The 21,088-nt window shown below is 63.2% G+C and carries 20 protein-coding genes and 1 tRNA gene; 9 read left to right on the top strand and 12 right to left on the bottom strand.

Annotated elements, in window-relative coordinates; translation table 11 throughout:
• Positions 1-5: 5 nt before the first annotated feature.
• The 4 genes from ACN0YJ_RS00645 to ACN0YJ_RS00630 form a co-directional block, all read right to left on the bottom strand.
• Positions 6-314: a gamma-butyrobetaine hydroxylase-like domain-containing protein gene (locus ACN0YJ_RS00645; protein ID WP_417476517.1), complete on the bottom strand. Its 309-nt coding sequence runs from the start codon at positions 312-314 to the stop codon at positions 6-8.
• Entirely contained in the window at positions 314-523 is a 210-nt protein-coding gene (locus ACN0YJ_RS00640) for a Trm112 family protein (protein WP_417495036.1), read from the bottom strand. Before ACN0YJ_RS00640 ends, ACN0YJ_RS00645 begins: the two co-directional genes overlap by 1 nt.
• 7 nt (positions 524-530) lie before the next feature.
• Positions 531-1,445 carry a thioredoxin gene (trxA, locus tag ACN0YJ_RS00635; RefSeq protein ID WP_417495035.1) on the bottom strand — a complete coding sequence of 305 codons (915 nt, stop codon included), beginning with the start codon at positions 1,443-1,445 and terminating at the stop codon, positions 531-533.
• A 62-nt stretch (positions 1,446-1,507) separates the two neighbouring features.
• Positions 1,508-2,029, bottom strand: a complete 522-nt coding sequence (locus tag ACN0YJ_RS00630; protein WP_417495034.1) for a prolyl-tRNA synthetase associated domain-containing protein — start codon at positions 2,027-2,029, stop codon at positions 1,508-1,510.
• 133 nt (positions 2,030-2,162) lie between these two features.
• On the opposite strand from ACN0YJ_RS00630, the gene ACN0YJ_RS00625 reads away from it, so the two are divergent.
• Positions 2,163-2,237: transfer RNA gene (locus tag ACN0YJ_RS00625), tRNA-Gly, on the top strand.
• Entirely contained in the window at positions 2,210-2,347 is a 138-nt protein-coding gene (locus ACN0YJ_RS00620) for a hypothetical protein (protein ID WP_417476513.1), read from the top strand. Before ACN0YJ_RS00625 ends, ACN0YJ_RS00620 begins: the two co-directional genes overlap by 28 nt.
• A gap of 344 nt (positions 2,348-2,691) precedes the next feature.
• Here ACN0YJ_RS00620 and ACN0YJ_RS00615 read toward each other — a convergent pair whose 3' ends face one another.
• The gene (locus ACN0YJ_RS00615) at positions 2,692-3,078 is read right to left on the bottom strand and encodes a helix-turn-helix domain-containing protein (protein WP_417476512.1); all 387 of its coding nucleotides are present in this window, start codon (positions 3,076-3,078) and stop codon (positions 2,692-2,694) included.
• Between the two features lie 10 nt (positions 3,079-3,088).
• Positions 3,089-4,066: a LysR family transcriptional regulator gene (locus tag ACN0YJ_RS00610; protein ID WP_417476511.1), complete on the bottom strand. Its 978-nt coding sequence runs from the start codon at positions 4,064-4,066 to the stop codon at positions 3,089-3,091.
• A gap of 76 nt (positions 4,067-4,142) precedes the next feature.
• Between ACN0YJ_RS00610 and ACN0YJ_RS00605 the strand changes: the two genes are divergently transcribed.
• The 5 genes from ACN0YJ_RS00605 (at position 4,143) to ACN0YJ_RS00585 (ending at position 11,483) form a co-directional block, all read left to right on the top strand.
• The gene (locus tag ACN0YJ_RS00605; protein ID WP_417476510.1) at positions 4,143-4,781 is read left to right on the top strand and encodes a hypothetical protein; all 639 of its coding nucleotides are present in this window, start codon (positions 4,143-4,145) and stop codon (positions 4,779-4,781) included.
• Positions 4,778-5,374 (top strand): GNAT family N-acetyltransferase, encoded by a 597-nt coding sequence (locus ACN0YJ_RS00600; RefSeq protein WP_417476509.1) that lies wholly within the window; start codon positions 4,778-4,780, stop codon positions 5,372-5,374. The genes ACN0YJ_RS00605 and ACN0YJ_RS00600 overlap by 4 nt, the downstream gene beginning before the upstream one ends.
• Positions 5,371-5,958, top strand: coding sequence for an isochorismatase family protein (locus ACN0YJ_RS00595; RefSeq protein WP_417476508.1), 588 nt, complete (start codon positions 5,371-5,373; stop codon positions 5,956-5,958). The genes ACN0YJ_RS00600 and ACN0YJ_RS00595 overlap by 4 nt, the downstream gene beginning before the upstream one ends.
• Positions 5,955-6,206, top strand: coding sequence for a hypothetical protein (locus ACN0YJ_RS00590; RefSeq protein ID WP_417495033.1), 252 nt, complete (start codon positions 5,955-5,957; stop codon positions 6,204-6,206). The genes ACN0YJ_RS00595 and ACN0YJ_RS00590 overlap by 4 nt, the downstream gene beginning before the upstream one ends.
• Positions 6,207-6,557: 351 nt before the next feature.
• Entirely contained in the window at positions 6,558-11,483 is a 4,926-nt protein-coding gene (locus ACN0YJ_RS00585) for an NAD-glutamate dehydrogenase (RefSeq protein WP_417495032.1), read from the top strand.
• Between the two features lie 77 nt (positions 11,484-11,560).
• Here the strand turns inward: ACN0YJ_RS00585 and ACN0YJ_RS00580 are convergent, their stop codons facing one another.
• From ACN0YJ_RS00580 to ACN0YJ_RS00555, 6 genes are all read right to left on the bottom strand, one after another.
• On the bottom strand, positions 11,561-12,433 hold the full coding sequence (locus ACN0YJ_RS00580; RefSeq protein WP_417476505.1) for a dienelactone hydrolase family protein: 873 nt from the start codon (positions 12,431-12,433) through the stop codon (positions 11,561-11,563).
• Positions 12,434-12,504: 71 nt separating this feature from the next.
• On the bottom strand, positions 12,505-14,118 hold the full coding sequence (gene purH, locus ACN0YJ_RS00575) for a bifunctional phosphoribosylaminoimidazolecarboxamide formyltransferase/IMP cyclohydrolase (protein ID WP_417495031.1): 1,614 nt from the start codon (positions 14,116-14,118) through the stop codon (positions 12,505-12,507).
• A 52-nt stretch (positions 14,119-14,170) separates the two neighbouring features.
• Complete coding sequence (locus ACN0YJ_RS00570) at positions 14,171-16,069, bottom strand: SDR family NAD(P)-dependent oxidoreductase (RefSeq protein WP_417476503.1); 1,899 nt, start codon at positions 16,067-16,069, stop codon at positions 14,171-14,173.
• A complete protein-coding gene (locus tag ACN0YJ_RS00565; RefSeq protein WP_417495030.1) occupies positions 16,066-17,841 on the bottom strand; it encodes a heparinase II/III family protein in 1,776 nt (591 codons plus the stop codon). Before ACN0YJ_RS00565 ends, ACN0YJ_RS00570 begins: the two co-directional genes overlap by 4 nt.
• 5 nt (positions 17,842-17,846) lie before the next feature.
• Positions 17,847-18,506 (bottom strand): ribulose-phosphate 3-epimerase, encoded by a 660-nt coding sequence (rpe, locus tag ACN0YJ_RS00560; RefSeq protein WP_417495029.1) that lies wholly within the window; start codon positions 18,504-18,506, stop codon positions 17,847-17,849.
• Between the two features lie 71 nt (positions 18,507-18,577).
• Entirely contained in the window at positions 18,578-19,873 is a 1,296-nt protein-coding gene (locus ACN0YJ_RS00555) for an RsmB/NOP family class I SAM-dependent RNA methyltransferase (protein ID WP_417495028.1), read from the bottom strand.
• Between the two features lie 107 nt (positions 19,874-19,980).
• Between ACN0YJ_RS00555 and ACN0YJ_RS00550 the strand changes: the two genes are divergently transcribed.
• Together ACN0YJ_RS00550 and ACN0YJ_RS00545 are read left to right on the top strand one after the other, a co-directional pair.
• Entirely contained in the window at positions 19,981-20,190 is a 210-nt protein-coding gene (locus tag ACN0YJ_RS00550; protein ID WP_417495027.1) for a DUF1674 domain-containing protein, read from the top strand.
• Between the two features lie 133 nt (positions 20,191-20,323).
• Positions 20,324-21,076, top strand: a complete 753-nt coding sequence (locus ACN0YJ_RS00545; protein WP_417495026.1) for a hypothetical protein — start codon at positions 20,324-20,326, stop codon at positions 21,074-21,076.
• Positions 21,077-21,088 lie beyond the last annotated feature (12 nt).

Below are 21,088 nucleotides of genomic sequence, written 5' to 3'. Positions count from 1 at the left end.
CTTGCTTATGGGCGCGCGTCAGCCTCGCCGAGCGCATAGAGATAATCCCATGTAAACAGGCCGCTATCATGGCCATCATCGAAAACAAGCCGCACCGCATAACGTCCGACGGGTTCGGCGGCGGTGATCTGGACGTTTTCCTTGCCGGTCACGGTCACTTTCTGATCCGGCCCATGGCCCTGGACTTCGGCGCTGGGGCTCTCGGTCCGCAGGGTCTGGAAGGGAATGGAAAACGAGATGCCGTCATCGAAGCGGACATGTAAGGCCTTGTCCGCCTTGGAGAAGCGCAATTGCTCCGGCCAGGGCCGCGCCATCAGGCCTGCTCCAGCTGTCGGGCTTCCTCGGGCAGCATGATCGGGATCCCGTCGCGGATCGGATAGGCCAGGCCCGCGCCTTCGGACACAAGTTCCTGCGCCTCCCGGTCATAGACCAGCGGCCCGCGCGTGACGGGGCAGACCAGTATCTCGAGCAGTTTCGGGTCAACCATGCGATGGGTCGATGCGGCGGATGAGTCACTCATCATGGCCTCCTCAGGCAAACAGGATTGAAGACAGGCGCCGGCGACCATCGCGAGCGACCTCGCTCATCGGTCCGGCGGCTTCAAAGATTTTCAGCAACAGCGTTCGCGCTGCCTGTTCATTCCATTCGCGATCAAGCGCCGTGATCGCAAGCAATTGATCGGCAGCGCCGGCATGGTCGCCGCTTGCGAGAAGCGCTTCGGCGAGATCATAGCGGGCCTGCAGGTCGGTCGGCTTGGCCGCGACTGTCTGGCGCAAGCCAGATGTCACAGCATCGTCGGCCGGGGCGGCATTCGCCAGCTCAAGCGCCGTCCGTGCGGCCTCGACGGCCGGGTCGCCAGCGCGATCGGCCGGGACTTGCCCCAATATCTCGCCTGCCTTGTCGATATCGCCAGATTTGAGCCAGACGCGGGCTAGACCCGCCAGGGCGGAAGCATGGCCGGGGTCGAGCTGGAGGACTGAGGCGAAGTCCTGTGCGGCACCACCGAGATCGCCGGATTCGAGCCCGGCCATGCCGCGATCAACGATAGCCTTCAACTCGGCTTCGCTCGGGCCCTTGCCGGAAATCCGCTGGATGAAGTCCTTGATCTGGCTTTCCGGCAGCGCGCCCATGAATCCGTCAACAGGCTGACCGTCCTTGAAGGCAAATACGGCCGGGATGGACTGGACGCGCAATTGTTGCGCGATGCCCGGATTCTCGTCGATATTGATCTTGACGAGACGCACGGCGCCCTCAGCCTGGCGAACAACATGCTCGATCATGGGGCCAAGCTGGCGGCAAGGGCCGCACCAGGGCGCCCAGAAATCCACCAGGACCGGGACGGTTTTCGAGGGCTCGACGACATCCGCCATGAAATTGCTGTCGGAGGAGTCCTTGACCAGATCATCGGTATCGGTGTCGGGGGCTCCGGTATTGAACAGGGTCATGGTGCGTTTCCTCGCTGCGTCTTGCTCAGTAAATGGCCCTGCAGCGCCGCCGGTGCAAGCCGTTACTGCGTGCCAACTTCATCATCAAGCAATTCGGTGAAGTCAATCAGTTGCGGCGCGTGACCGGTCGATTCGGCAAAGCGGACCAGGTCGGCCGGAGCCATCCCGGTGGTGGCGTCATTGAGCAGTGGGTGTGAATAGACAATGGGCCATTCCATCAGAGCCCGGTCGAGGATGAAGCGCACCCGACCATCAGTGTCGTTCAGCAGCGCCAGCGCGGTGACCGAGCCGGGGCGCACACGCAGCGTTTCGAACAGCAGTGCCTCCGGCCCGAAGGAGAGGCGGGCGCTGCCGAGCGGCCGGTGCAGCCGGTTGAGGCGGATCTCGGTTTCAGCCAGGGCGGTGACGAGAAACACCTGCCCCTTGCGGTCCTTCAGGAATAGATTCTTGGTGTGACCACCGGGCAGTGTGGCCTTGATATCCCTGCCCTCATCGACCGTGAAGACCGGCCGGTGGCTGACAGTCTCATGGCGGATGCCAAGCCCATCGAGGTGGGCGAATAATTCCGGTCGTGAAACGCTCATCCCTGTCTTGAAGCCCGCCGGGCGGGCCGGATCAAGCCCTTGTGCACCGCGACGGAATCTCCCTCTTGCAATCCGTCTTTGTTTGCGCGATATACCCCGCTCCCTGGCGGGGCTAGTCCCCGCATAGACATGAGCGGGCGTAGCTCAGGGGTAGAGCGTCACCTTGCCAAGGTGAATGTCGTGAGTTCGAATCTCATCGCCCGCTCCATTCTCTTCCAGATTTGTGATGAGTATGGTGTGACCTGCCGCAGCGACGCGGCGGGCCGTTCGCTCTGGCGCTGGCCGATCAGTCTGCTTCGGTACACAGGCCGCAACTGACCAGCGCCCGGGCACGGATCCCTGTCTGGTCGCGGGCGTGCCCTTCAGGGGCGTCGCGGGAATCGCGTGGTCGCAGCCATATCAAGCGTTGAGCCTGATGCCTTGCCCGATCTGTTGAGATGGAACCAGGGGTGCGATGTGGCGCACGCCTCGCGATCCGCAGCCGCTGCGGCCCGATCGGTTGAATGGTCGGCAGATGACGTTCTGGATGATTTCGGTCGCACAAGAATTACCCCTCAGCATTGATTGGCTCAAGCTGAGGGGTTGATAAGGCGCGAGCAGGACCGGGCCCGGGCAATAGCGGGGCAGATCCGTTCACAATGCCGACAGGTATCGGCCAATATTCAAACGGCCAGTGATCTCAGCAGGTCGATAACCCTGCGGCGGACGGTCTGATCGCGAATTCCGGAGAATGCCGAAGCCAGAGCAAGGCCGTCAGGGCTTGCGATGAAGTCGTAGAGTGTTTCGGAGTCAGGACCCTTCAACTCGGACGCCCCATCGGTATCCAGACCTTCGAAGAAGTAGGACACCGGGACTTCCATGACGCGGGCGACATGAAACAGACGGCTGGCGCCGATGCGGTTGGTGCCGCGCTCATACTTTTGAACTTGCTGAAATGTCACGCCGAGCTTTTCTCCGAGCTCGGACTGGCTCATTTCCAACAGGCTGCGCCGCAGGCGAAGGCGAGCACCGACGTGCTGGTCAATACTCGTTGGGCCTCTAGCACTCATAACAACCTCATTATCGTGGCTTTATAACTTCGATCTCGCAAAACTCGCCGGGATGGCAGAATTCCGCACGAAACCAAGGGTTATCCTTAGGGTCAAAAATCTCGGCGATCCAGTCGCCAACGCATTTTGTACGTCCGACGCGCTGGCTGCCTGGCAGGTATTTCAGCCAGAAACGCACATCTTGCTTCACACCATAGTCCAGCACCACGAGTTCGTCCGGATACAGCGCAGCCAGATAGGTCGGCGCCATGGCGATCCCGCCGCCATGTCTGATAGTTTCCAACAGGATGGAGCTGACATCCGTCCTGAAGGCATAATTTATGTAGGCATCAACGACTTCATTGCGGTTTTCCCAGAGCGAGAGGCCGCGATCATACTGTTCCAGCTTCAGGAAACGCAGATTGAGCAGGTCGTGCGTCGATTTCGGCACACCATAGGTATTGATGAATTCGCGTGAGGCGAACGGCATGTAATGCATCGAGCCCAGGGCCGAGGTTGGCGCGTCCATATCCTTGTCTGGCGTGAACGTAATCGACAGGTCAGGCGCCGGGCCTATCCCGGCATCGGCCCGGTGCAAGTGAAGATTAATGCCCGGGTTGACGCGCATGAAGCGTGGCGCGTGACGCGCCAGCCAATAGGTCGACAACCCGTCGGACGCATGCAGCGTCACATCGCCGGCGCTGGCCGTATCGGTTCCGGAGATGCGCGATTCCAGCTGCTGCGCCGAACGCTGCATCGTCCGCACATAATCCAGCGCCGCCTCGCCGGCCTGGGTCAGCACAATGCCGTCCGCACGCCGGTCGATCAGCTGGGCGCCGAGCCGGCTTTCCAGTTGCCGCATCCGTTTGCTGACGGTGGGCTGCTGGCAGCCGAGCGCCGCAGCCGCCCCGCTCATTGATCCCGTCGTGGCGACAGCGTGAAAGATCTGGAGGTCGTCCCAGTCAAATACGTTGCGACGCAGGCTGATGGCTGTTTGCTGACTATCCACTATTCCAACTTCGAAGAGGCCGCGTGCATGGCAGCGGTGTTAAGCCAATTGGGTCAGACCAAAACAGGAATGCCCGATGCGTAGTTCAGTCGATCAGCCTAGCCCATCCCGGTCCGGCGTTCAATTTCAGGACCAGCGACTCCATGCAGCTGTCGGGCCATATGGTTTCACGCAGGTTCACAAACACCAGATCGACGAGTTCCACCAACTCGCCGATGAGCTCATTGAGGGCGAGGTCGCCGGGCCGGACGCGCTGTGGCAGGTCCAGGCCTGGACCGGGCGTGCGCTGCAGCTGCGTCGCAGGAATGGCAAGGCCAACGCGCTCCTCGCGTCGATCCCGCTGACCGCACAGGGTGTCGAGGCCCTGCTGGCCGGCCAGTTCGGCTTTGCCAATGCGAAGCGCGAATGGGTGTGCGGGCCGTCTGAAAACGCTCACGCCCTGTTGTCCTGGGGCATGGCAGGGCGCTCGCCGATGGATCAGGCCGCATCCTTACGCGGCCTGCTCGCCGTCTGGTTCGGAGTCTATTGCGATATCCGCGTTTACGCCCGCGCCCGCTCGGTGCCGGGTGAAAAGCTTATGTCCCGGCTCGGATTCGTGCCGCTGGGCCGTCCCGACGGCACGACACTGCTGTTTGGCAGTACGGGCTTTCCTCATCGAATCGCCGAGAAACTGGCGCTTCGCAACCAGAAAACCTCAGAGGAGCACTACGCATGAATGCGGAGAGCCGAGACCGGTTGCGCGTGACTGTCGCGCGCAGCTTCGATCATGTCGTCATGGCGATGACCTTGCGGGGTGTGACCTATCTGGGCGAGCAGCGCGCGCCTTATAACGAGGAATATGACGGCAATGACCTGGTTGCGGCCTCGCACCTGATTGCCTGGCGCGGCAGTGAGCCGGTCGGTGTCCTTCGGCTGCGCTGGTTTGCCGATTTCGCCAAGGTCGAACGCGCTGCGGTGTTGCCGACCTTCCGCCGCCACGGCGTCATGCGGGCCCTGATGCAGGAAGCCCTGCGCTACAGCGCCCGTCGCGGCTACCGTCAGGTGCTTGGCCATGCCCAGCTCAACCGGGTCGCCTATTGGCGCTCACACGGTTTCCGGGTCCGTCCGGGGCGGCCGAGCTTCATGTTCTCCGACTATGAATACGTCGAGATCGAGCACCCGCTCGAGCGTCCGGCCAATGCCATCACCATGGACTCCGATCCGCTGGCCATTATCCGTCCGGATGGTGACTGGGACCGGCCCGGGCCGTTTGATCGGTCCCTGCGGCGGGCGCCGCGCAAGCACCGCCGTCCGGAGGAGCTCGCATGACCCGCTATCTGCCGACCCTCGTCCTGCTCGATTGTCAGCGTGAATCGCTTGAGCCCGGCGAGGGCGAGGATGATGGGAGCAATGGCGCTGTTGCGGACCGCATCCGGCGTTTGTTGACCTCGGCGCGCCTGTCCGGCTGGCCCATCCTTCATTGCCAGTATCAAAGCAACCGGCCGGCGATCAATTGCGGCCTCACCGTGCCTGGCGCACCGATAGACGGCTTGCGTCCACTGTCCCGCGAGGCCGTCTTCATCCGCACCGGCCTGTCGGCTTATTCGGACCCTGATTTCGGCCGCATGGTCCGCCATTATGCCGGACCGCCGTGTTTTCTGGTCGGGTTCTCGGCGCCGTTTTCGCTGATGGCGACCATGTTCGATGCCGTTGCGCGCGGACAGCAGCTGACCGTGATCCCGGAAGCCGTCGGTGGCCGGGCGGTCGGGCTGCGCTCGGCCTCCAGTGTTCGCGACATTTCCTTCGATCTGATCGACCGCCTCAGCAGCACAATGCCGCTGGATGAAGTTGTGGAGACCTGGCTGCGGTCTCCCACAGCCCCAACCCTGAAAACGATTGGAATTGGCAGATGACCCAGAAATCACTCGACACGTTCTTCCCGGATATGCGGCAGGCCGATAATGACCGCGACCGCCTGCAAGTAGCCGATCTGGCGCTGGCTTTCGTCGAGACGGAATTGCGGGCGCTCGACAGCAATGATGATGATCTGACCTATCTCGTCGAAGTGCTGCGTTACGGCGTCCAGCGCGCCATGGACGATGGTGAATCCGATGTCACCCAGTGCTTGCTCGCCACCGAGACGGCCAGCCGCCCGCACTAGTGCCGGCGCTGCTCGCAAATCTGTGATGTGCGGGGGGTTGGAATACGGTTTGATCCTCCCCATGTCTGTGCTGGCAGCGGCTTGCATGCCCTGCCGGTAAATGCCCTGGAGACGTTTCCCCCGAACGGTTCCAGCGAATGATCAGGCCTCTAACGTGCGTCCCCCCAGCCTGCCGAATGAGGTCTGTCAGGCACCGTCGGGCTCCCTGTCCCTGCCCGGCGGTGCCGCATTATCTGACCCACCCCAATTGGAATAGCGCAATTGCGTTTTCAGCGGCATAGCCGGGTTGCGCCGGTGGCAAACAGGTCTAGGCTCAGGTTTGGATCAACCTGAGCTGAGGAGCGCCGTATCATGGGGGCGGTCGTCGGAATCGCGCATGCCTACACGCGTGCGGAATTCATGGAAGCGGCCCGGCGCCGCTGGCAAGATCAATTTGGAGCGGAGTGCGGCGAAACCGGCAACGCTTTCATAGCGCAAATCTATGACGATGCCCTGTCGGATGACCTGGAACGGGTCTCCGTGGAGGATCTCGCTGCGCTCAGCGTTGAATTCTGGCTCTATGGCGACCGGCGTGTCGGCGATGACATTCTGGTCCGTATGCGCACGGCAACCCGCGCTGACGGTGCCGACCTTGGCCGCGATGTTCTTGAAATAATTGGCAATGACCGGCCGTTCATCGTCGATTCGGTGATGGGCGAGATTGGTGCCCAGGGCCATGACGTTGTCGCCATGTTCCACCCGATCGTCCAGGTCCGGCGCGATGCCGAAGGCAATCGCGTCGCCGAGGGTGGCCGTTGCACGGCTGAATCCATGATCCAGGTGCATTTGCCCGAGCTCGACGAGCTGTCCCGGCGCACCCTGATCGAGGGTGTCACGGCGACGCTCGACGATGTGCGTGTCACCGTCGAGGACTGGTCGGACATGCGGGCCCAGATGGACGAGTCGATCGCTCATCTGCAACAGGCGACAACCCTGGCCTCCCCCGAGGAAATTGCCGAGTCGCTGGAATTCCTGCGCTGGCTGCGCGATGACCATTTCGCATTCCTCGGCTGCCGCATCTATGATTTCGACGTCAGCGAAGACGGCTCGATGGCCGATCGCCATCCGCGTGTGCGGATGGATTCCGGGCGTGGTGTGTTGCGTGATCCGGAGCGCCACGTCCTGCGCAAGGGGTCCGAGCCGGCTGTCCTGACCCCGGCTATCGAGACGTTCCTGCGCGAGCCGACGCCCATCATTGTCGCCAAGGGCAATATGAAGTCGCGCGTCCATCGCCGCGTTTATATGGATTATATCGGCGTCAAACGGTATCGCGAAGACGGGGCCGTGATCGGTGAATCGCGCTTCGTCGGCCTGTTTACAGCCGAAGCCTATGACCAGAGCGCGTCCCTGGTGCCGCTGATCCGCCGCAAGGTGCGCCGCGTTCTTGAGCGTGCCGGCAAGGCGCCGGGTACGCATAATGCCAAGAAGCTGCGCAATACGGTTGAGAATTTCCCGCGCGACGAGCTCTTCCAGACCGACGAGAATGACCTGCTGGAAATCTGCCTCGGCATCCTGCACCTGCATGACCGGCCGCGCACCAAGCTCTTCATTCGCCGCGACCAGTTCGACCGTTTTGTCTCCGCCCTGCTCTTCGTGCCGCGCGACCGTTATAATTCCCAAGTTCGCGAACAGGCCGGTGAGCTGATCCGCGAAGCTTTTGGCGGGCGCCTGTCCGCCTATTACCCGCAATTCGGTGACAGTTCGCTGGCGCGGGTCCACTTCATTATCGGCCTCAACCCGTTCGATCACCCGGAGCCGGATATTGCCGAGCTCGAGCGGCGCGTGACGCGGCTGTCGCGCACCTGGGAAGACGATCTGGAAACCCATGTCCGGCGCACAGCGTCGGAAGCGATCCGATTGCGCATGCCGGCCTATCAGGACGCCTTCAAGGCCGGTTATCGCGAGCTCTATGATTCCAGCGAAGCGCTGGCCGATGTCATGAAACTGGAATCACTCGATTCCAGTGACAAGGTTGCGGTCCGCGTCTATCGCGAAGCCGATGATGAGCAGACCGAATTGCGTCTCAAGATCTATCGCGTCGGCAAGCCGGTCTCGCTGTCCCGGGTCATGCCCGTACTGGAAAATCTCGGCGTTTACGTCGTGCAGGAAACCGGTTTCCCCGTTGACCGGCGCGGCCGCAATGGCGAGCTGGTCGACCGGGCCTATGTCCATGATTTCGAGATCCGTTCCGACGCGCTCAAACATCAATCCCTGGAAGAACTGGGCCCCAAGCTCGAGGATGCCCTGCTCGCCATGGCCGAGGGCCGCGCCGAGGATGACGGCTTCAACCGCCTGATCGTCGAGATCGGCGTGACCTGGCGCGAGGCGGCTTTCCTGCGTACCTGTGCGCGCTATCGTCAGCAGACCGGTCTTGATCCGTCGCAGGCGATCCAGGAAGAGGCGCTCGCTGCCTACCCGGATATCGCACGTGGTCTGCTTGAACTGGCCCGGGTCAAGTTTGACCCCGGCTTCGACGGCGAACACAAGGCCCGGATTGAGGCGGCCACTGAGGTCGGTCAGCAAATCCTGACCCAGCTCGATGCGGTTCGCAGTCTCGACCATGACCGCGCCCTGCGCCGCATGTTCGCGCTCATCCAGGCGACGCTGCGAACCAATTTCTATCAAGCCGATGCTGCCGGCGATGTGAAGCCGCGGATATCGATCAAGATCGACAGCGCCTCGCTGGTCGATCTGCCCCTGCCCAAGCCCTATCGCGAAATCTTTGTCTGGTCGCCGGATGTCGAGGGCATTCACTTGCGTTTTGGCCCGGTCGCCCGTGGCGGCCTGCGCTGGTCAGATCGGCGTGATGATTTCCGCACCGAAGTGCTCGGCCTGGTCAAGGCGCAGCAGGTCAAGAATGCCGTCATTGTGCCGGTTGGCTCGAAGGGCGGATTCTATCCAAAAACCCTGCCACGCGACGGTTCGCGCGACGAGATTTTCGAAGCCGGACGCGAAGCCTACAAGACTTTCATCCGTGGGATGCTCGATGTCACTGACAATATTGTCGATGATGTTGTGGTTCATCCTCAATCCACCGTGTGCTGGGATGATGATGACCCGTATCTGGTTGTTGCAGCCGACAAGGGCACGGCGACCTTCTCCGATACAGCCAATGGCATGGCGACCGACGAGTTCGATTTCTGGCTCGGCGACGCCTTCGCCTCGGGCGGATCGGCCGGGTATGATCACAAGAAGATGGGGATTACCGCGCGAGGTGCCTGGGAATCGGTGAAACGCCACTTCCGGGAGCTGAACAAGGATATCCAGACCGAGCCCTTCACCGTCATCGGTGTGGGCGACATGTCCGGCGATGTATTCGGCAACGGCATGCTGTTGTCGAAACAGATTCGCCTGCTCGCGGCCTTCGATCATCGCGACATCTTCATCGATCCCGATCCGGGTGATTGCGAGCAGATGTGGAATGAGCGCAAGCGCTTGTTCGACATGCCCCGCAGCTCCTGGCAGGACTATGACAAATCACTGATTTCCAGCGGCGGCGGTATTTTCTCGCGGGCTGAAAAATCTTTGCCCCTGTCCGACGAGATCCGGGCCCTGGCCGGGCTGACAACACCCACGGCCAGCCCGGCGGAACTCATTCACGCCCTGCTCAAGTCCGAGGCTGAACTGCTGTGGTTTGGCGGTATCGGCACCTATGTCAAAGCCAGCCATCAACAGCATGGCGAGGTCGGCGACAAGACGAATGAAGGCGTTCGCGTCAATGCGGCCGATTTGAAGGTCAAGGTCATCGGCGAGGGTGCCAATCTCGGTACCACCCAGGCGGCGCGGATCGAATACAGTCGCCTCGGCGGCCGGGCCAATGCCGATTTCGTCGATAATTCGGCCGGCGTCGACAGTTCGGACCATGAGGTGAATATCAAGATTCTGGTTCGGCCCATGGTCCGCAGCGGCGCGATGAGCCTTGCTGACCGCGATGTGTTGCTGGAATCGATGACCGATGACGTTGCCGATCATGTCCTCAAACACAATTATGATCAGACCCTGGCGCTCTCGATGGCGGAGCATTCCAGCATCGCCGATCTCGATGCGCATGAGCGTTTCATGGCGCGGCTTGAAAGCGTTGGGCAGCTCAATCGCGAGGTTGAGGGCCTGCCGAATCTTGAAGCCATGCGCAGTCTGAAGGAGCGCGACCTGGGGCTCACCCGCCCTGAATTGGCGGTCCTGATCTCTTACGCGAAAATCACCCTGTTCGACCAGCTTGTTGCGTCGGATGTTCCAGACGACCCGCATTTCCATTCCATGCTGGTCAATTACTTCCCGAAAGGCCTCCACAGCTATACTGACGCCATGGAGGGCCATAGGCTGAAACGGGAGATTATCTCCACGGTTCTCGCCAATGAAATGATCAATCTGGGTGGGCCGACCTTCATCCACCGGGCGATCGATTCAACGGCGGCCGCGGTGCCGGCCATCGCCCATGCCTTCGAGGTCGGCCGCCAGATTTTCCGCTTCAGCGAACTCTCGACCGAAATCAACAGCCTCGACAACAAGGCGCCGGCTTCCGTGCAGATCGAACTGCATGGTGAGATCATCCGGCTCTTGCGTCGTCAGGCCTATTGGCTGGTCCGGCGTAATCGCGGACGCGCAGCGTCGGCCCTGGAAAATATCGGTACCGTAATCGGTAATTATCAGGCCGGCGTGCAGGAATTGCGTTCCATGGCGCACGAGATCATCTCCGATCACGAGCGCAAGGGTGTCCGGGCCCGCAAGCAGAAATTTGTCGCAGCGGGCGCTCCGGCCGCCCTGGCAAAGGCTGTCGCCGAGTTGCGGCCACTGACTTCATCGACCGATGTGATCGATATGGCCGTGGCCAGTGACTGGCCGCTCGCTTCGACCGCCTATATCTATCATGCGATCGGGGCCCGCTTCCGCTTCGACCGTTTGCGCGGTCTGGGGCAGGAAGTGTCCTCCGAGCTGCACTGGGACCGACTGGCCGTGCGCCGCCTGATGGAAGATCTCTATGCCAGCCAGCAGACGCTGGCAGCGTCGGCGATGCGGTTTGCCGCCCAGGCTGGCGGTTCTCTGGCCAGTGGCGTCGAAAGCCCGTCACGGGAATGGGCCGATTCACTGGTCGAGGCGTGGAATACCGTCAATGGCGATGAAGCGGACCGGGTTGATCTGGTTCAGCGCCAGCTCGATGAATCGGGATCCTGGACCTTGTCCAAGCTCTCGATCGCATCGACCCAGCTCGGTGAAATGGCGTCAGTGGCCCAGCCCTAGAGCCAAATCAGTTGCAGCCAACCGGGCACGGGGTTCGACACAGGGTCGGGCCCCGTGCAAGGGCTGTTGCATGCGCTCTAGGGGGCGAGTTCCAGGCTGAGGGTTTCCAGCCAGTCGCTGCGCGCCTGTTCGGCCGCATCAATATCGAAATTGATGCGCGGGTCTGGCGGCGGATTCGGCTCATCGAATGCGTGGGTCAGGCCTTGCCAGACCTGGACATCGACGCGGTGACCGGCCGTTTCGGAGCGCTCGAACAGGCGTTCGCAATCTCCCGGTGGCGCGATCATGTCATTCTCCGCCAGAATGGCGTGCAGGGGAATGTCGCGGGCATATTCACGGCCATTGCTGCGCATTGGAAAGCCGCAATAGGGGTAGAGCGTCATCGCTGTGCGCACACCGGCGAGATCCGGAACCGGCCCGAGACCGTGTTCCAGGGCCTCCGGCGCGACCTGGCGGCCGGCATCGTCGAGTGCTTCCAGCACGGTCCAGCCACCATGGCTCCAGCCGATCAGGGCCAGCCGCGACGCGTCAATTCGGCTGTCCTCGCGGGCGAGATAGAGTCCGGCAAACACGTCGGCCGCGCGTTCGCGACCCCATAGACGCAGGCCTGTGCAGACCTGGCTCATCGCTGCAAACCGGTCGATCCCGCGCGCCGCATTCGATCCAATGATCAGAACGCCATATCCGGCATCCAGGGCCGAGCGGGCATAGTCCTCCTGGACCTGACGCAAGCCGCCGCAACCATGAAACATCAGAACGGCGGGGACCGGCCCCGTCGCCATCTCCGGAATTCGGATATCGGTGAAGGGCCGAAGCAATTCGGCCTGCTCTTGCAGCGTCCGCTGTGGCACGCCAAAACCACTCGCATTGGAGCTGGCATAGGCACCCAGCCCGGTTGCGGCAATGGCCAGGGCGGCAGGAATGGCGCGGAGGAAAAAACTGAACATCATGGCGCCAATGTGCCGTTGCGGCCCGCCGCGTCAATGTTTAGTTGATTCACATTGGCCCCGGCGGGTCCGTATCAATGGCGGAAGTGACGCATCCCGGTGAACACCATCGCCAACCCGGCTTCATCGGCGGCGGCGATGACTTCGTCATCGCGGATCGAACCGCCTGGCTGGATGATCGCTGTTGCACCGGCCTCGATTGCGGCTTTCAGGCCGTCGGCAAAGGGGAAAAAGGCGTCAGAGGCGCAGACCGAGCCCTGGGTGTGCGCGGCGTCCCACTCATTCTCCACCGCTGTCGCCTCGGCCTTGCTCAGTGCCAGGCGTGCGGCTTCGAGCCGGCTGGTCTGGCCCATGCCTATGCCGGCTGTAGCGCCATCGCGGACATAGACGATCGCGTTGGATTTGACGTGTTTGACCACTTTCCAGGCGAACAGGAGGTCGTTGAGCTCCTGCTCGGTCGGAGCGCGTTTGGTCACGGTTTTCAGCTCGGCGGGGAGGACGCGGCCGGTGTCGCGTTCCTGGACGAGAAGTCCGCCAGCGACCGTCTTGACCAGCCAGCCTGTCTGGTCCGGGTCTGGCAGCGCGCCGGTCAGGAGCACACGCAAATTCGGCTTGGCGGACAGGATCGCCAGGGCGTCCTCATCGGCATCAGGCGCGACGACGACTTCGGTGAATATCCGCACCACTTCATTCGCAGTTTCGGCATCGAGCTTGCGATTCATCGCCACGATACCACCAAAGGCTGACACCGGGTCGGCCGTCAGCGCGTTCTCATAGGCCGTGGTCAGCTTGTCGTGAAGCGCGACGCCGCAGGGGTTGGCGTGTTTGACGATTACGACTGCGGCCGTGCTTTCAGGGTCAAACTCGGCGGCCAGCTCAAAGGCCGCATCCGCATCGGCGAGATTGTTGAAGCTCAGCGCCTTGCCCTGTATCTGGCGGGCCGTGGTGATACCGGGCCGGATTTCCGACGTGCGGTAGAGCGCAGCGGCCTGGTGCGGGTTTTCCCCATAGCGCAGGGGCTGGAGCAGATGGCCACCAAAGGCGCGGTAGCTCGGTGTCGGGATGTCGAGGGAATCGGTAAACCAGTTGGAGATCGCGGCGTCATAGGCTGCTGTCCGGCCATAGGACTTCGCTGCGAGCCGCTTGCGCAGGTCCAACGATGTGGACCCGGCCTGCGCTTCGATGGCGTCGAGCACTTCGTCGAGGTCCTCGCCATCGACACAGACCGCCACCCAGGCATGATTCTTGGCCGCAGCCCGGATCATCGCCGGCCCTCCAATATCGATATTCTCGACACAGGTGGCGTATTCGGCACCCTTCGCGACGGTGTCCTCGAACGGATAAAGATTGACGTAGAGCAGGTCGATCGCCGGAATGGCGTGCTGCGCCATATCCGTAACGTCCTGATCGTTATTGCGCCGGCCCAGCAGACCGCCATGGACGCGCGGGTGCAGGGTCTTGAGACGGCCATCCATCATTTCGGGAAAGGCAGTCACTTCGGCGACATCGAGGGCGGCAATGCCGGCATCGTGCAGCGCCTTCAGTGTGCCGCCGGTCGAGAGAATTTCTACATCCGCCGCCGCCAGGCGCTGTGCCCGCTCGATCAGGCCGGTCTTGTCCGACACGGATATCAGGGCGCGTCGAAGCGGAACTAGATCCAGATCGGGCATGGGCAGGGCTCCATTCATTCGCAATCAATTGGGTTGGTCGCGGAGGTAGCATGACGGTCGGACATGTCAATCAGATCGGCGCGGCCGGGCCGAGGCCGCACACCTGCTTCAGGGCCAGTTTCACAGCCTCGACATCCTGGCTTTCGGCGGCTGAGAGCAGGGTGGCCAGCCGGGCCTCTATCTCGCGCGGGTCAGTGCTGGGGCCATCAACGAGCCAAACGCCCGGAACCGTGGTGTCTTGTGTTCGTTCAAAGGGATAGACCAGGCTTTCATGCCGCTTTTCGCCAGGCCGGAGGCCGACGACGGAGAGCGTGCCGGGCGCGTCCGGATCGCGGCCGCGCAGGCGTAGAAGCTGGCGGGCGAGGCGCAGGATCGAGACCGGTTCGCCCATGTCGAAAACATAGAGCGCGCCATTCAATGATGCATTGGCGGCCGTCTGCGCCGCTGCGGACAATACCAGGCCGGATGCTTCCTCGACCGTCATGAAATAACGAGTGGCTTCCGGATCGGTCACCGTGATGGCGCGACCCAGCTCGATCTGACGTTCAAAGAGTGGCACCACCGACCCGGTCGATCCCAGGACATTGCCGAAGCGGACAACGCAGATCCGTGTCGGGCTGCCCGGCACAGCTGCGGATTGGGCGAAGAGTTCGGCGGCGCGCTTCGTGCCGCCCATGATATTGGTCGGTTCGACGGCCTTGTCGGTCGAGATCAGGGCCACAACTTGGGCTCCGTGCTGGACTGCCGCCTGGATGGTCTGGATCGTTCCGAGCACATTCGTGCGCACCGCTTCGCCCGGATTGCGTTCGCTCATCGGTACGTGTTTCAGCGCCGCCGCGTGCAGAACGACGTCTGGCTTTTCTTCGGAAAAAACCTGATCCAGTCGCACCGCGTCGCGGACATCGCCGAGGACAGCTCGCCATGCCACTCGCGGTGATCGGGCGGCGAATTCGAGGTCGATCTCGTAGAGATTGGATTCCGAGGAATCGAGCAGGATCAGCTTTTCTGGGCCGAGATTGGCTGCCAGTCGGGCCAGTTCCGATCCGATCGTGCCGCCCGCGCCTGTCACCAGTACGCGCTTGCCCTCAATCAGGGGGCGGGCCGGCTCCAGGTCGGGCGCCCGCGGCGGCCGGTTCAGCAGATCGGCGGCTTCGACCGGCGAGAAAGCGCCGGGCCCCTCCGCCGGCCGCGCCCGGGAGAGTTTGGCGCCCGAGCGCGCCGCGATCCGGACCAGGGCATTGACCAGCTCGGCATCCGTATGAGTTCCCGCCAGCACCAGACGCGGAGGCAGTTTCTCGGCTTCCGACAAGCGTTTGAGTGCGGCCGGCAGAACGCCCAGACCTCCCAGCACCGGAACGCCATGTATGGCGCGGCCGGCGAGGGCGAGATTGGGCTCGATCAAACCTTTCGGCCGGAAAGGGGCAGAGCCATTGCGCCGCGCCAGGTCGCGCAGGGCGGTATCGAGGTCTTCCTCTGTGCCCACCAGAATGGCGGCCGGCTTGCTGCGATCTTCAAATTGCAACACCGATTGCAGGCCGCGCGTGCGCCAGGAGGCCACGATCAGCCGCGAGCCGAGCATCAGGCCGATCAGGATCGGAATCTCGATCAACTGGCTGGTCCGCGGGAAGCCATCAAGCCGGTTGATCAGGAAGAGGATCGGCAGGAAGACCAGATTGGCAATGACAATCGCCATCAGGATGCGGGCGGCATCATTGAGCGCTGTGTAGCGCCAGAGGCCGCGATGCAGGCCGTGGACCGGGAAAACCACCGCGCAGGCGAGCGCAAACACCGCAACCGATTGCAGCATGATGGAGTCGGGCGGCGGGTGGCCCTCGAACAGATATCGGATGTGGATCGCCGCCCACATGGAGGCTGCGCCAGCCCCGAGATCAAACAGGGCGACCCAGATCATCGTCATTTTGCTGCCCGTCGATACGGGCATCGGCGCGTCGGGGCGTGGTGTACTCATGGATATTCCCCCGCAGCGCCGCCAATACGGCCAAGGCGCTGAAACGCCCAGCGTACACGATTTGGTGGCCGGTCGCCTGCCCCGAACGGTTCTGCTTCGCCCTGCACGACAATCTGGGTGGCACGCTGGGGCGGGGCTCCGGCTGCGAGATAGACGGAGCGTTCGAGGCGGATTGGCTCGCCATCACACCGGAAACGCCATCCCGCGCCGGACGGTTGGACCAGCAGCACGCTCATCGAGTCCCGCGCCAGTGAGGCGCGGACGCCGGGATGGAGATGGAAGCGGATGGCAAAACGCCAGCGTATTTCGACATCATCGGGCGCCCCGTCATCAATCGGGCGGAACAGGGCGTCCTCACCGCGGACATCGCCGCCATCGGCCGCCAGGAAGATCCGGCGCCGGTGCGAGAGCCCGTATTGTTCCCGATAACCTTCATGGCCGCCCTCAAGCCAGACGCCCAGCTCTTCTTCATTGCGCCGCGCCGTGACCGGTCCGGGCGAGGTTGCGAGCCGGGGTCCGAGAAGTGTGCGCCGCCAGCCGGGAGACAGCAGGCGTGCCGAGGAGGTTTCTTCCAGGGTCAGGGTCGAGTGGGCCGCGGTCGCCCGGACGGCTTCTCGCCAATTGGCGGGCTGATCATCAGCCCAGCCACAATTGACGACGAGCCGGCCGCTGGCGGTGCACAATTCGAAGGCAAGCGCGGAGGCGTGGGCCTCGACGCTCAGCGCGCCGCGCGGCGGTTCGCCCACATCGAGCAAGACGGTGGCGCCGCCCGCATGGGCGCGCTGATAGCCGGAATGAGGCGCGAACCCAAATGTCCGCGACTTGATGTCACCGCGTTCGAGCACAGCCGCCAATGCGGCCCGGTCACCCTCGCCGCCGCCGTGAAAACTTGCCAGTCCGCCATCAACCGTCTGGAAAAAGCGCGCCATCGGCGCCAGACGCTCGACGGCGCGCTGCAGCGAGGCCGGTAATTCCGTCTCAAGTCCGGCGGCGACATCGCGCACAGTAACCAGATCAATCAACGCTTCAGCGACGGCGCGCGGCGCTCGGGACAAATGTCCGCCATCGGGCAGGACCTGTCGGTCGATTTCATGGCTATAGGCTGAGATCGCGGCCTTGAGCATTGCGGCCTCGCCGGGCAGGCACAACCCGGCCAGGGTCAGCACTGCGGCGCAACGAAGCCGGATGATGCCATCCGGTGCCAGAGGCAGCGCCCGTTGCAGATAGCGTGTCTGCCGCACAAGGCAGCGCAGCCGTGCGGCGTGACGCCGGACTTCGTCCTCGTCGCCGCCGGACGGCGCTGCGAACAGCAATTCGCCGCTGCGCAACCAGTTCATCAGCCGGGAAGACAACACGTCCTGCGACCAGGCAAAGCTGTTCCAGCGGCCAAAGCCCTGGATCCAGGCATCGACGAGCCGGCGCGCTTCATCGCCGGACTCGTCCGCGGCCGCGCAATCCCTCAACCATCCAAAACCATGCAGGCTGCGGGCGAAGGCGCGGGACGGCGTCGAGCGTGACCAGATGCCGGCCTTGCCGGAGGTCGCATCGAGCTGGTCCCCGGCCAGTGCAAACCGGCCGGCCAGAATTTCGGCACCGCGCCCGGCATGGCCCGAATAAAAATCCGCCGGACAGGCGCAGAGGGCCTCGGGAATCGGCCCAAGCGCGCGCATTGACCGCAGCAAGCCGATGGCATTGACGGTCGACGAGGCCTCGCGCCTCAGTGCCTGGATGGCGGCAATCGGATAGTCAGACAGACGGACAGCGCCAGCCATTGCCGCTACCCACGCAACGCTTGGATATTCTGCCGGTACAGGTCGGGGCCGCCCTTGAAAACGGCGGAGCCGGCGACGAGCGCGCTGGCGCCCGCATTGATGCAGGCGCCCGCATTGGCCGGGGTGACGCCGCCATCGACTTCGATAATCGTCGACAGCCCCCGGCGCTCGATCTGTTCGCGCAGGGTTTCGATCTTGCGCAATTGGCTGTCGATGAAGCTCTGTCCGCCAAAACCCGGATTGACGCTCATCACCAGCACGAGATCGAGCTCATCGAGCACATAGTCGATCATATCGGGTGAGGACGACGGGTTGAGCGCCGCGCCGGCCTTGGCGCCACGTGCCTTGATCGCCTGCACCGTGCGGTGGAAATGCGGACCCGCCTCGGGGTGCGCCGTGATGATATTGGCGCCAGCCTCGATGAAGGCCTCGATATAGGGGTCGACGGGCGTGATCATCAAATGGACGTCGAACGGCTTTTCGCTATGCGGCCGCAGCGCTTTGATGACGCCGGGCCCGATGGTCAGATTGGGCACGAAATGCCCATCCATCACATCAATATGGATCCAGTCGGCGCCGGCCGCGTCGATCGCGCGAACCTCGTCGCCGAGCCGGGCGAAATCCGCCGACAGGATGGATGGTGAAATGTAAACCGGAGCGCCCATGACAGATCGGATAACAGTGCTGTTGCACGCGTGCAAGACACGCCCGCCGATCCCGCTGAAACAGTGATCAATCAGGCGCGTTTTGAGAAGCGGGCGATGAAGAAGCCGTCCATGCCCCCATGGCTGCGCCAGACCGCTGGTGTAACCCGCATGAATCCACCCTTGGTGACGGATTCGGCGAGGTCGGTCAGCTCGGTCCGGGTGATGGCGAACGGGGCCAGGCTTTCATAATTGGAGATCGTATTGGCCAACGCTTCGCCCTCCTGGGGCTGAAGCGAACAGGTGCACACGATGAGGCGCCCGCCCGGCTTGATCATCCGGATCGCTGATTTGATCAGCTCGAACTGGAGCGATTGCAGCTTGGCAACGTCCTCGGGGCGCTTGATCCACGCGCCCTCCGGGTGCCGGCGCAGTGTGCCCGTGGCGGTACAGGGCGCATCGAGCAGAACGGCATCGACGCGATTATCGGGGCGCCAGGTACGGCCATCATCGACCACGAGTTCGGCTTCCAGACCCGTACGCTGAAGGTTTTCGCTGACCCGCTTCATGCGTTGCGCCGAGACATCGACACCGATGACCTTGGCGCCCATGGCCGCGAGCTGCATCGTCTTGCCACCGGGTGCGGCGCAGAGGTCGACAATCGTCTCGCCCGGTTTGACCCGCAGCAGCTGTGCGGGAAGCGCGGCAGCGGCGTCCTGGGCCCACCAGGCCCCTTCGGCGAAGCCGGGCAAGGTGGTCAGATCGGTGATGCTGGCGCGCCGCAATGTGCCATTGGGCAGAATCGTGGCGCCCAGTTCGGCGGCCCAGTGTTCGCGCTCGGACGGATTTTTGACCGTCAGATCAAGCGGCGGGGTTTCAAGCAGCGCATTGGCGATCTTGCTGAGCTGGCCCGGGCCATAGGCGGTGCGCCAGCTCTGGACCAGCCATTCCGGAAGGTTTTCCTGCGGCGCGGTTGCGCCGGCGATCGCGCCACCTTCGCGGTCGACCTTACGCAGCACGGCATTGACCAGACCTTTGAGGCGGCGCGATTTATCGTCTTCATCGGCCAGCGAAACAGCCGAGGAGACGGCCGCGTGTGGTGGCACGCCCATCCACAGCAATTGCGCGGCGCCAGTCAGTAATATGGCCTGGATCGGGGCAGCATTCTCCTCGATCGGTCTGGCGAGAAATTTGTTCAGCACCAGCCGGGTCTGACCGAGGCGGCGAAAGGTCGTCGAGACGATCGCGCGGGCAAAACCGCGATCGCGATCACTCATGGCCGCAAAGCCCGGATCGCGATCCAGGGCAGATTCAATCGTTTTGTGCTGTTTGAGCACAAGCGAATAGGCCCGGGCAGCCACCCGGCGGGGATCCAGTCCATCACTCATGCGCGCCAGCTAGCACGGCGGCCGGGCCACGTCTAATAATCCTGGCGGCACCCCTCGGTTGCAGTTCCGTGCTTGGCGCGGCCTTCCCGGCGCTGTAACGAAGAGGGATGCAAGATGCCCCGGAATCTCCCGCCGCCGCCCAAGCCCCTGACAAGCTGCTGACACCTGCGGCGCAGCGCGCCCTGGCCGAAGCGAAGGCGAGGCGGGCCGCGATTGATGAAGCGGCCAATGGTCCGGCCGAAACCGGTGGCCCGAAAGGCCTTGAGCCAACCCGGTTTGGAGACTGGGAACGCAAGGGCATGGCCAGCGACTTCTGACCGCGGCCAAAGGTCCTGCCGAACGCCGACCGCTTACAAGCCACCTACCCCTGAGAGCTGCTTTTGAATCGATGGATTCGCCTGCGGGGTGCGCTCGCTTTGAGCGGGGTCTGGTCCGGGCTAGTGTGCCGTAATGAAACGCTTGCTCGCCTTGATTCTGGCGGTCGCGGCGACCAACTCGGTTGCTCTCGGTCAGTCACAAACAGAACCCCGCCTGGCCGGGGGGGCGGAGCGTATCTGTAGCGCTGACGAGATCCGCCAGGCGCTGGAAGGCAGTTATACCGGCTCGCCTTGCCGCTTCACGGAAATGCCCGACGCGGAGAGCGCAGCGCTGCAAAGGCCGGTACCGCAGCAGATGGCGGCCCGGCCGGCCGTGATGCCGACTGCCCCGCAATCCGTCTCGCTTCGGCCGGCGGCTGGCAGCCAACCCGTCCTTGCACGCTCCGATCCGGTTCGACCCGTGAGTTACAGTGCGAATAGACCAGCCAGCCGGCCATCGGCGGCTTCGCAGCGTCATCACGACAGAACCGTCACAACCTCACAGCAAAGCCCGGGCCTGCGGGTGCAGGGGACGCAGCTGGCGGGCCGGCAATGGCCGCCACAGCAGCCTGTTTCGGCTTCCGGTCGCTCAGCACACCAGACGGCGCCCCAGGCCGAAACCGTCCACCTGGGCGATGATTTCTTCAGTGGCACCCTTGTGGGCGGTGTCGAGCGGCCCTTCGCTCCGGTCTACAGCTATCGCGGCGTGATCCTGATTGCGGCCGACGGCCAGGTCCGCACTGGACATGCCGGTCCCGGTCATCGGGTGCGGCAAGTGCGGGCGCTCGATCACGCGACGGTGCCTGCGCCTGTGCCGCATCTTGCGCAGCGCCGCGTCTATCCCTGACCCCTGACCCGC

This window comes from Maricaulis sp. (assembly GCF_048270095.1).
Lineage (GTDB): Bacteria > Pseudomonadota > Alphaproteobacteria > Caulobacterales > Maricaulaceae > Maricaulis.
This window is presented reverse-complemented; position numbering and strand designations above follow the sequence as displayed.

Excerpts from the sequence above, each read along its gene's own strand:
- ACN0YJ_RS00645 (WP_417476517.1), bottom strand. The coding sequence starts at position 314 with ATGGCGCGGCCCTGGCCGGAGCAATTGCGCTTCTCCAAGGCGGACAAG.
- ACN0YJ_RS00640 (WP_417495036.1), bottom strand. The coding sequence starts at position 523 with ATGATGAGTGACTCATCCGCCGCATCGACCCATCGCATGGTTGACCCG.
- trxA (WP_417495035.1), bottom strand. The coding sequence starts at position 1,445 with ATGACCCTGTTCAATACCGGAGCCCCCGACACCGATACCGATGATCTG.
- ACN0YJ_RS00630 (WP_417495034.1), bottom strand. The coding sequence starts at position 2,029 with ATGAGCGTTTCACGACCGGAATTATTCGCCCACCTCGATGGGCTTGGC.
- ACN0YJ_RS00615 (WP_417476512.1), bottom strand. The coding sequence starts at position 3,078 with ATGAGTGCTAGAGGCCCAACGAGTATTGACCAGCACGTCGGTGCTCGC.
- ACN0YJ_RS00605 (WP_417476510.1), top strand. The coding sequence starts at position 4,143 with ATGCGTAGTTCAGTCGATCAGCCTAGCCCATCCCGGTCCGGCGTTCAA.
- ACN0YJ_RS00600 (WP_417476509.1), top strand. The coding sequence starts at position 4,778 with ATGAATGCGGAGAGCCGAGACCGGTTGCGCGTGACTGTCGCGCGCAGC.
- ACN0YJ_RS00595 (WP_417476508.1), top strand. The coding sequence starts at position 5,371 with ATGACCCGCTATCTGCCGACCCTCGTCCTGCTCGATTGTCAGCGTGAA.
- ACN0YJ_RS00590 (WP_417495033.1), top strand. The coding sequence starts at position 5,955 with ATGACCCAGAAATCACTCGACACGTTCTTCCCGGATATGCGGCAGGCC.
- ACN0YJ_RS00585 (WP_417495032.1), top strand. The coding sequence starts at position 6,558 with ATGGGGGCGGTCGTCGGAATCGCGCATGCCTACACGCGTGCGGAATTC.
- ACN0YJ_RS00580 (WP_417476505.1), bottom strand. The coding sequence starts at position 12,433 with ATGATGTTCAGTTTTTTCCTCCGCGCCATTCCTGCCGCCCTGGCCATT.
- purH (WP_417495031.1), bottom strand. The coding sequence starts at position 14,118 with ATGAATGGAGCCCTGCCCATGCCCGATCTGGATCTAGTTCCGCTTCGA.
- ACN0YJ_RS00570 (WP_417476503.1), bottom strand. The coding sequence starts at position 16,069 with ATGAGTACACCACGCCCCGACGCGCCGATGCCCGTATCGACGGGCAGC.
- ACN0YJ_RS00565 (WP_417495030.1), bottom strand. The coding sequence starts at position 17,841 with ATGGCTGGCGCTGTCCGTCTGTCTGACTATCCGATTGCCGCCATCCAG.
- rpe (WP_417495029.1), bottom strand. The coding sequence starts at position 18,506 with ATGGGCGCTCCGGTTTACATTTCACCATCCATCCTGTCGGCGGATTTC.
- ACN0YJ_RS00555 (WP_417495028.1), bottom strand. The coding sequence starts at position 19,873 with ATGAGTGATGGACTGGATCCCCGCCGGGTGGCTGCCCGGGCCTATTCG.
- ACN0YJ_RS00550 (WP_417495027.1), top strand. The coding sequence starts at position 19,981 with ATGCAAGATGCCCCGGAATCTCCCGCCGCCGCCCAAGCCCCTGACAAG.
- ACN0YJ_RS00545 (WP_417495026.1), top strand. The coding sequence starts at position 20,324 with ATGAAACGCTTGCTCGCCTTGATTCTGGCGGTCGCGGCGACCAACTCG.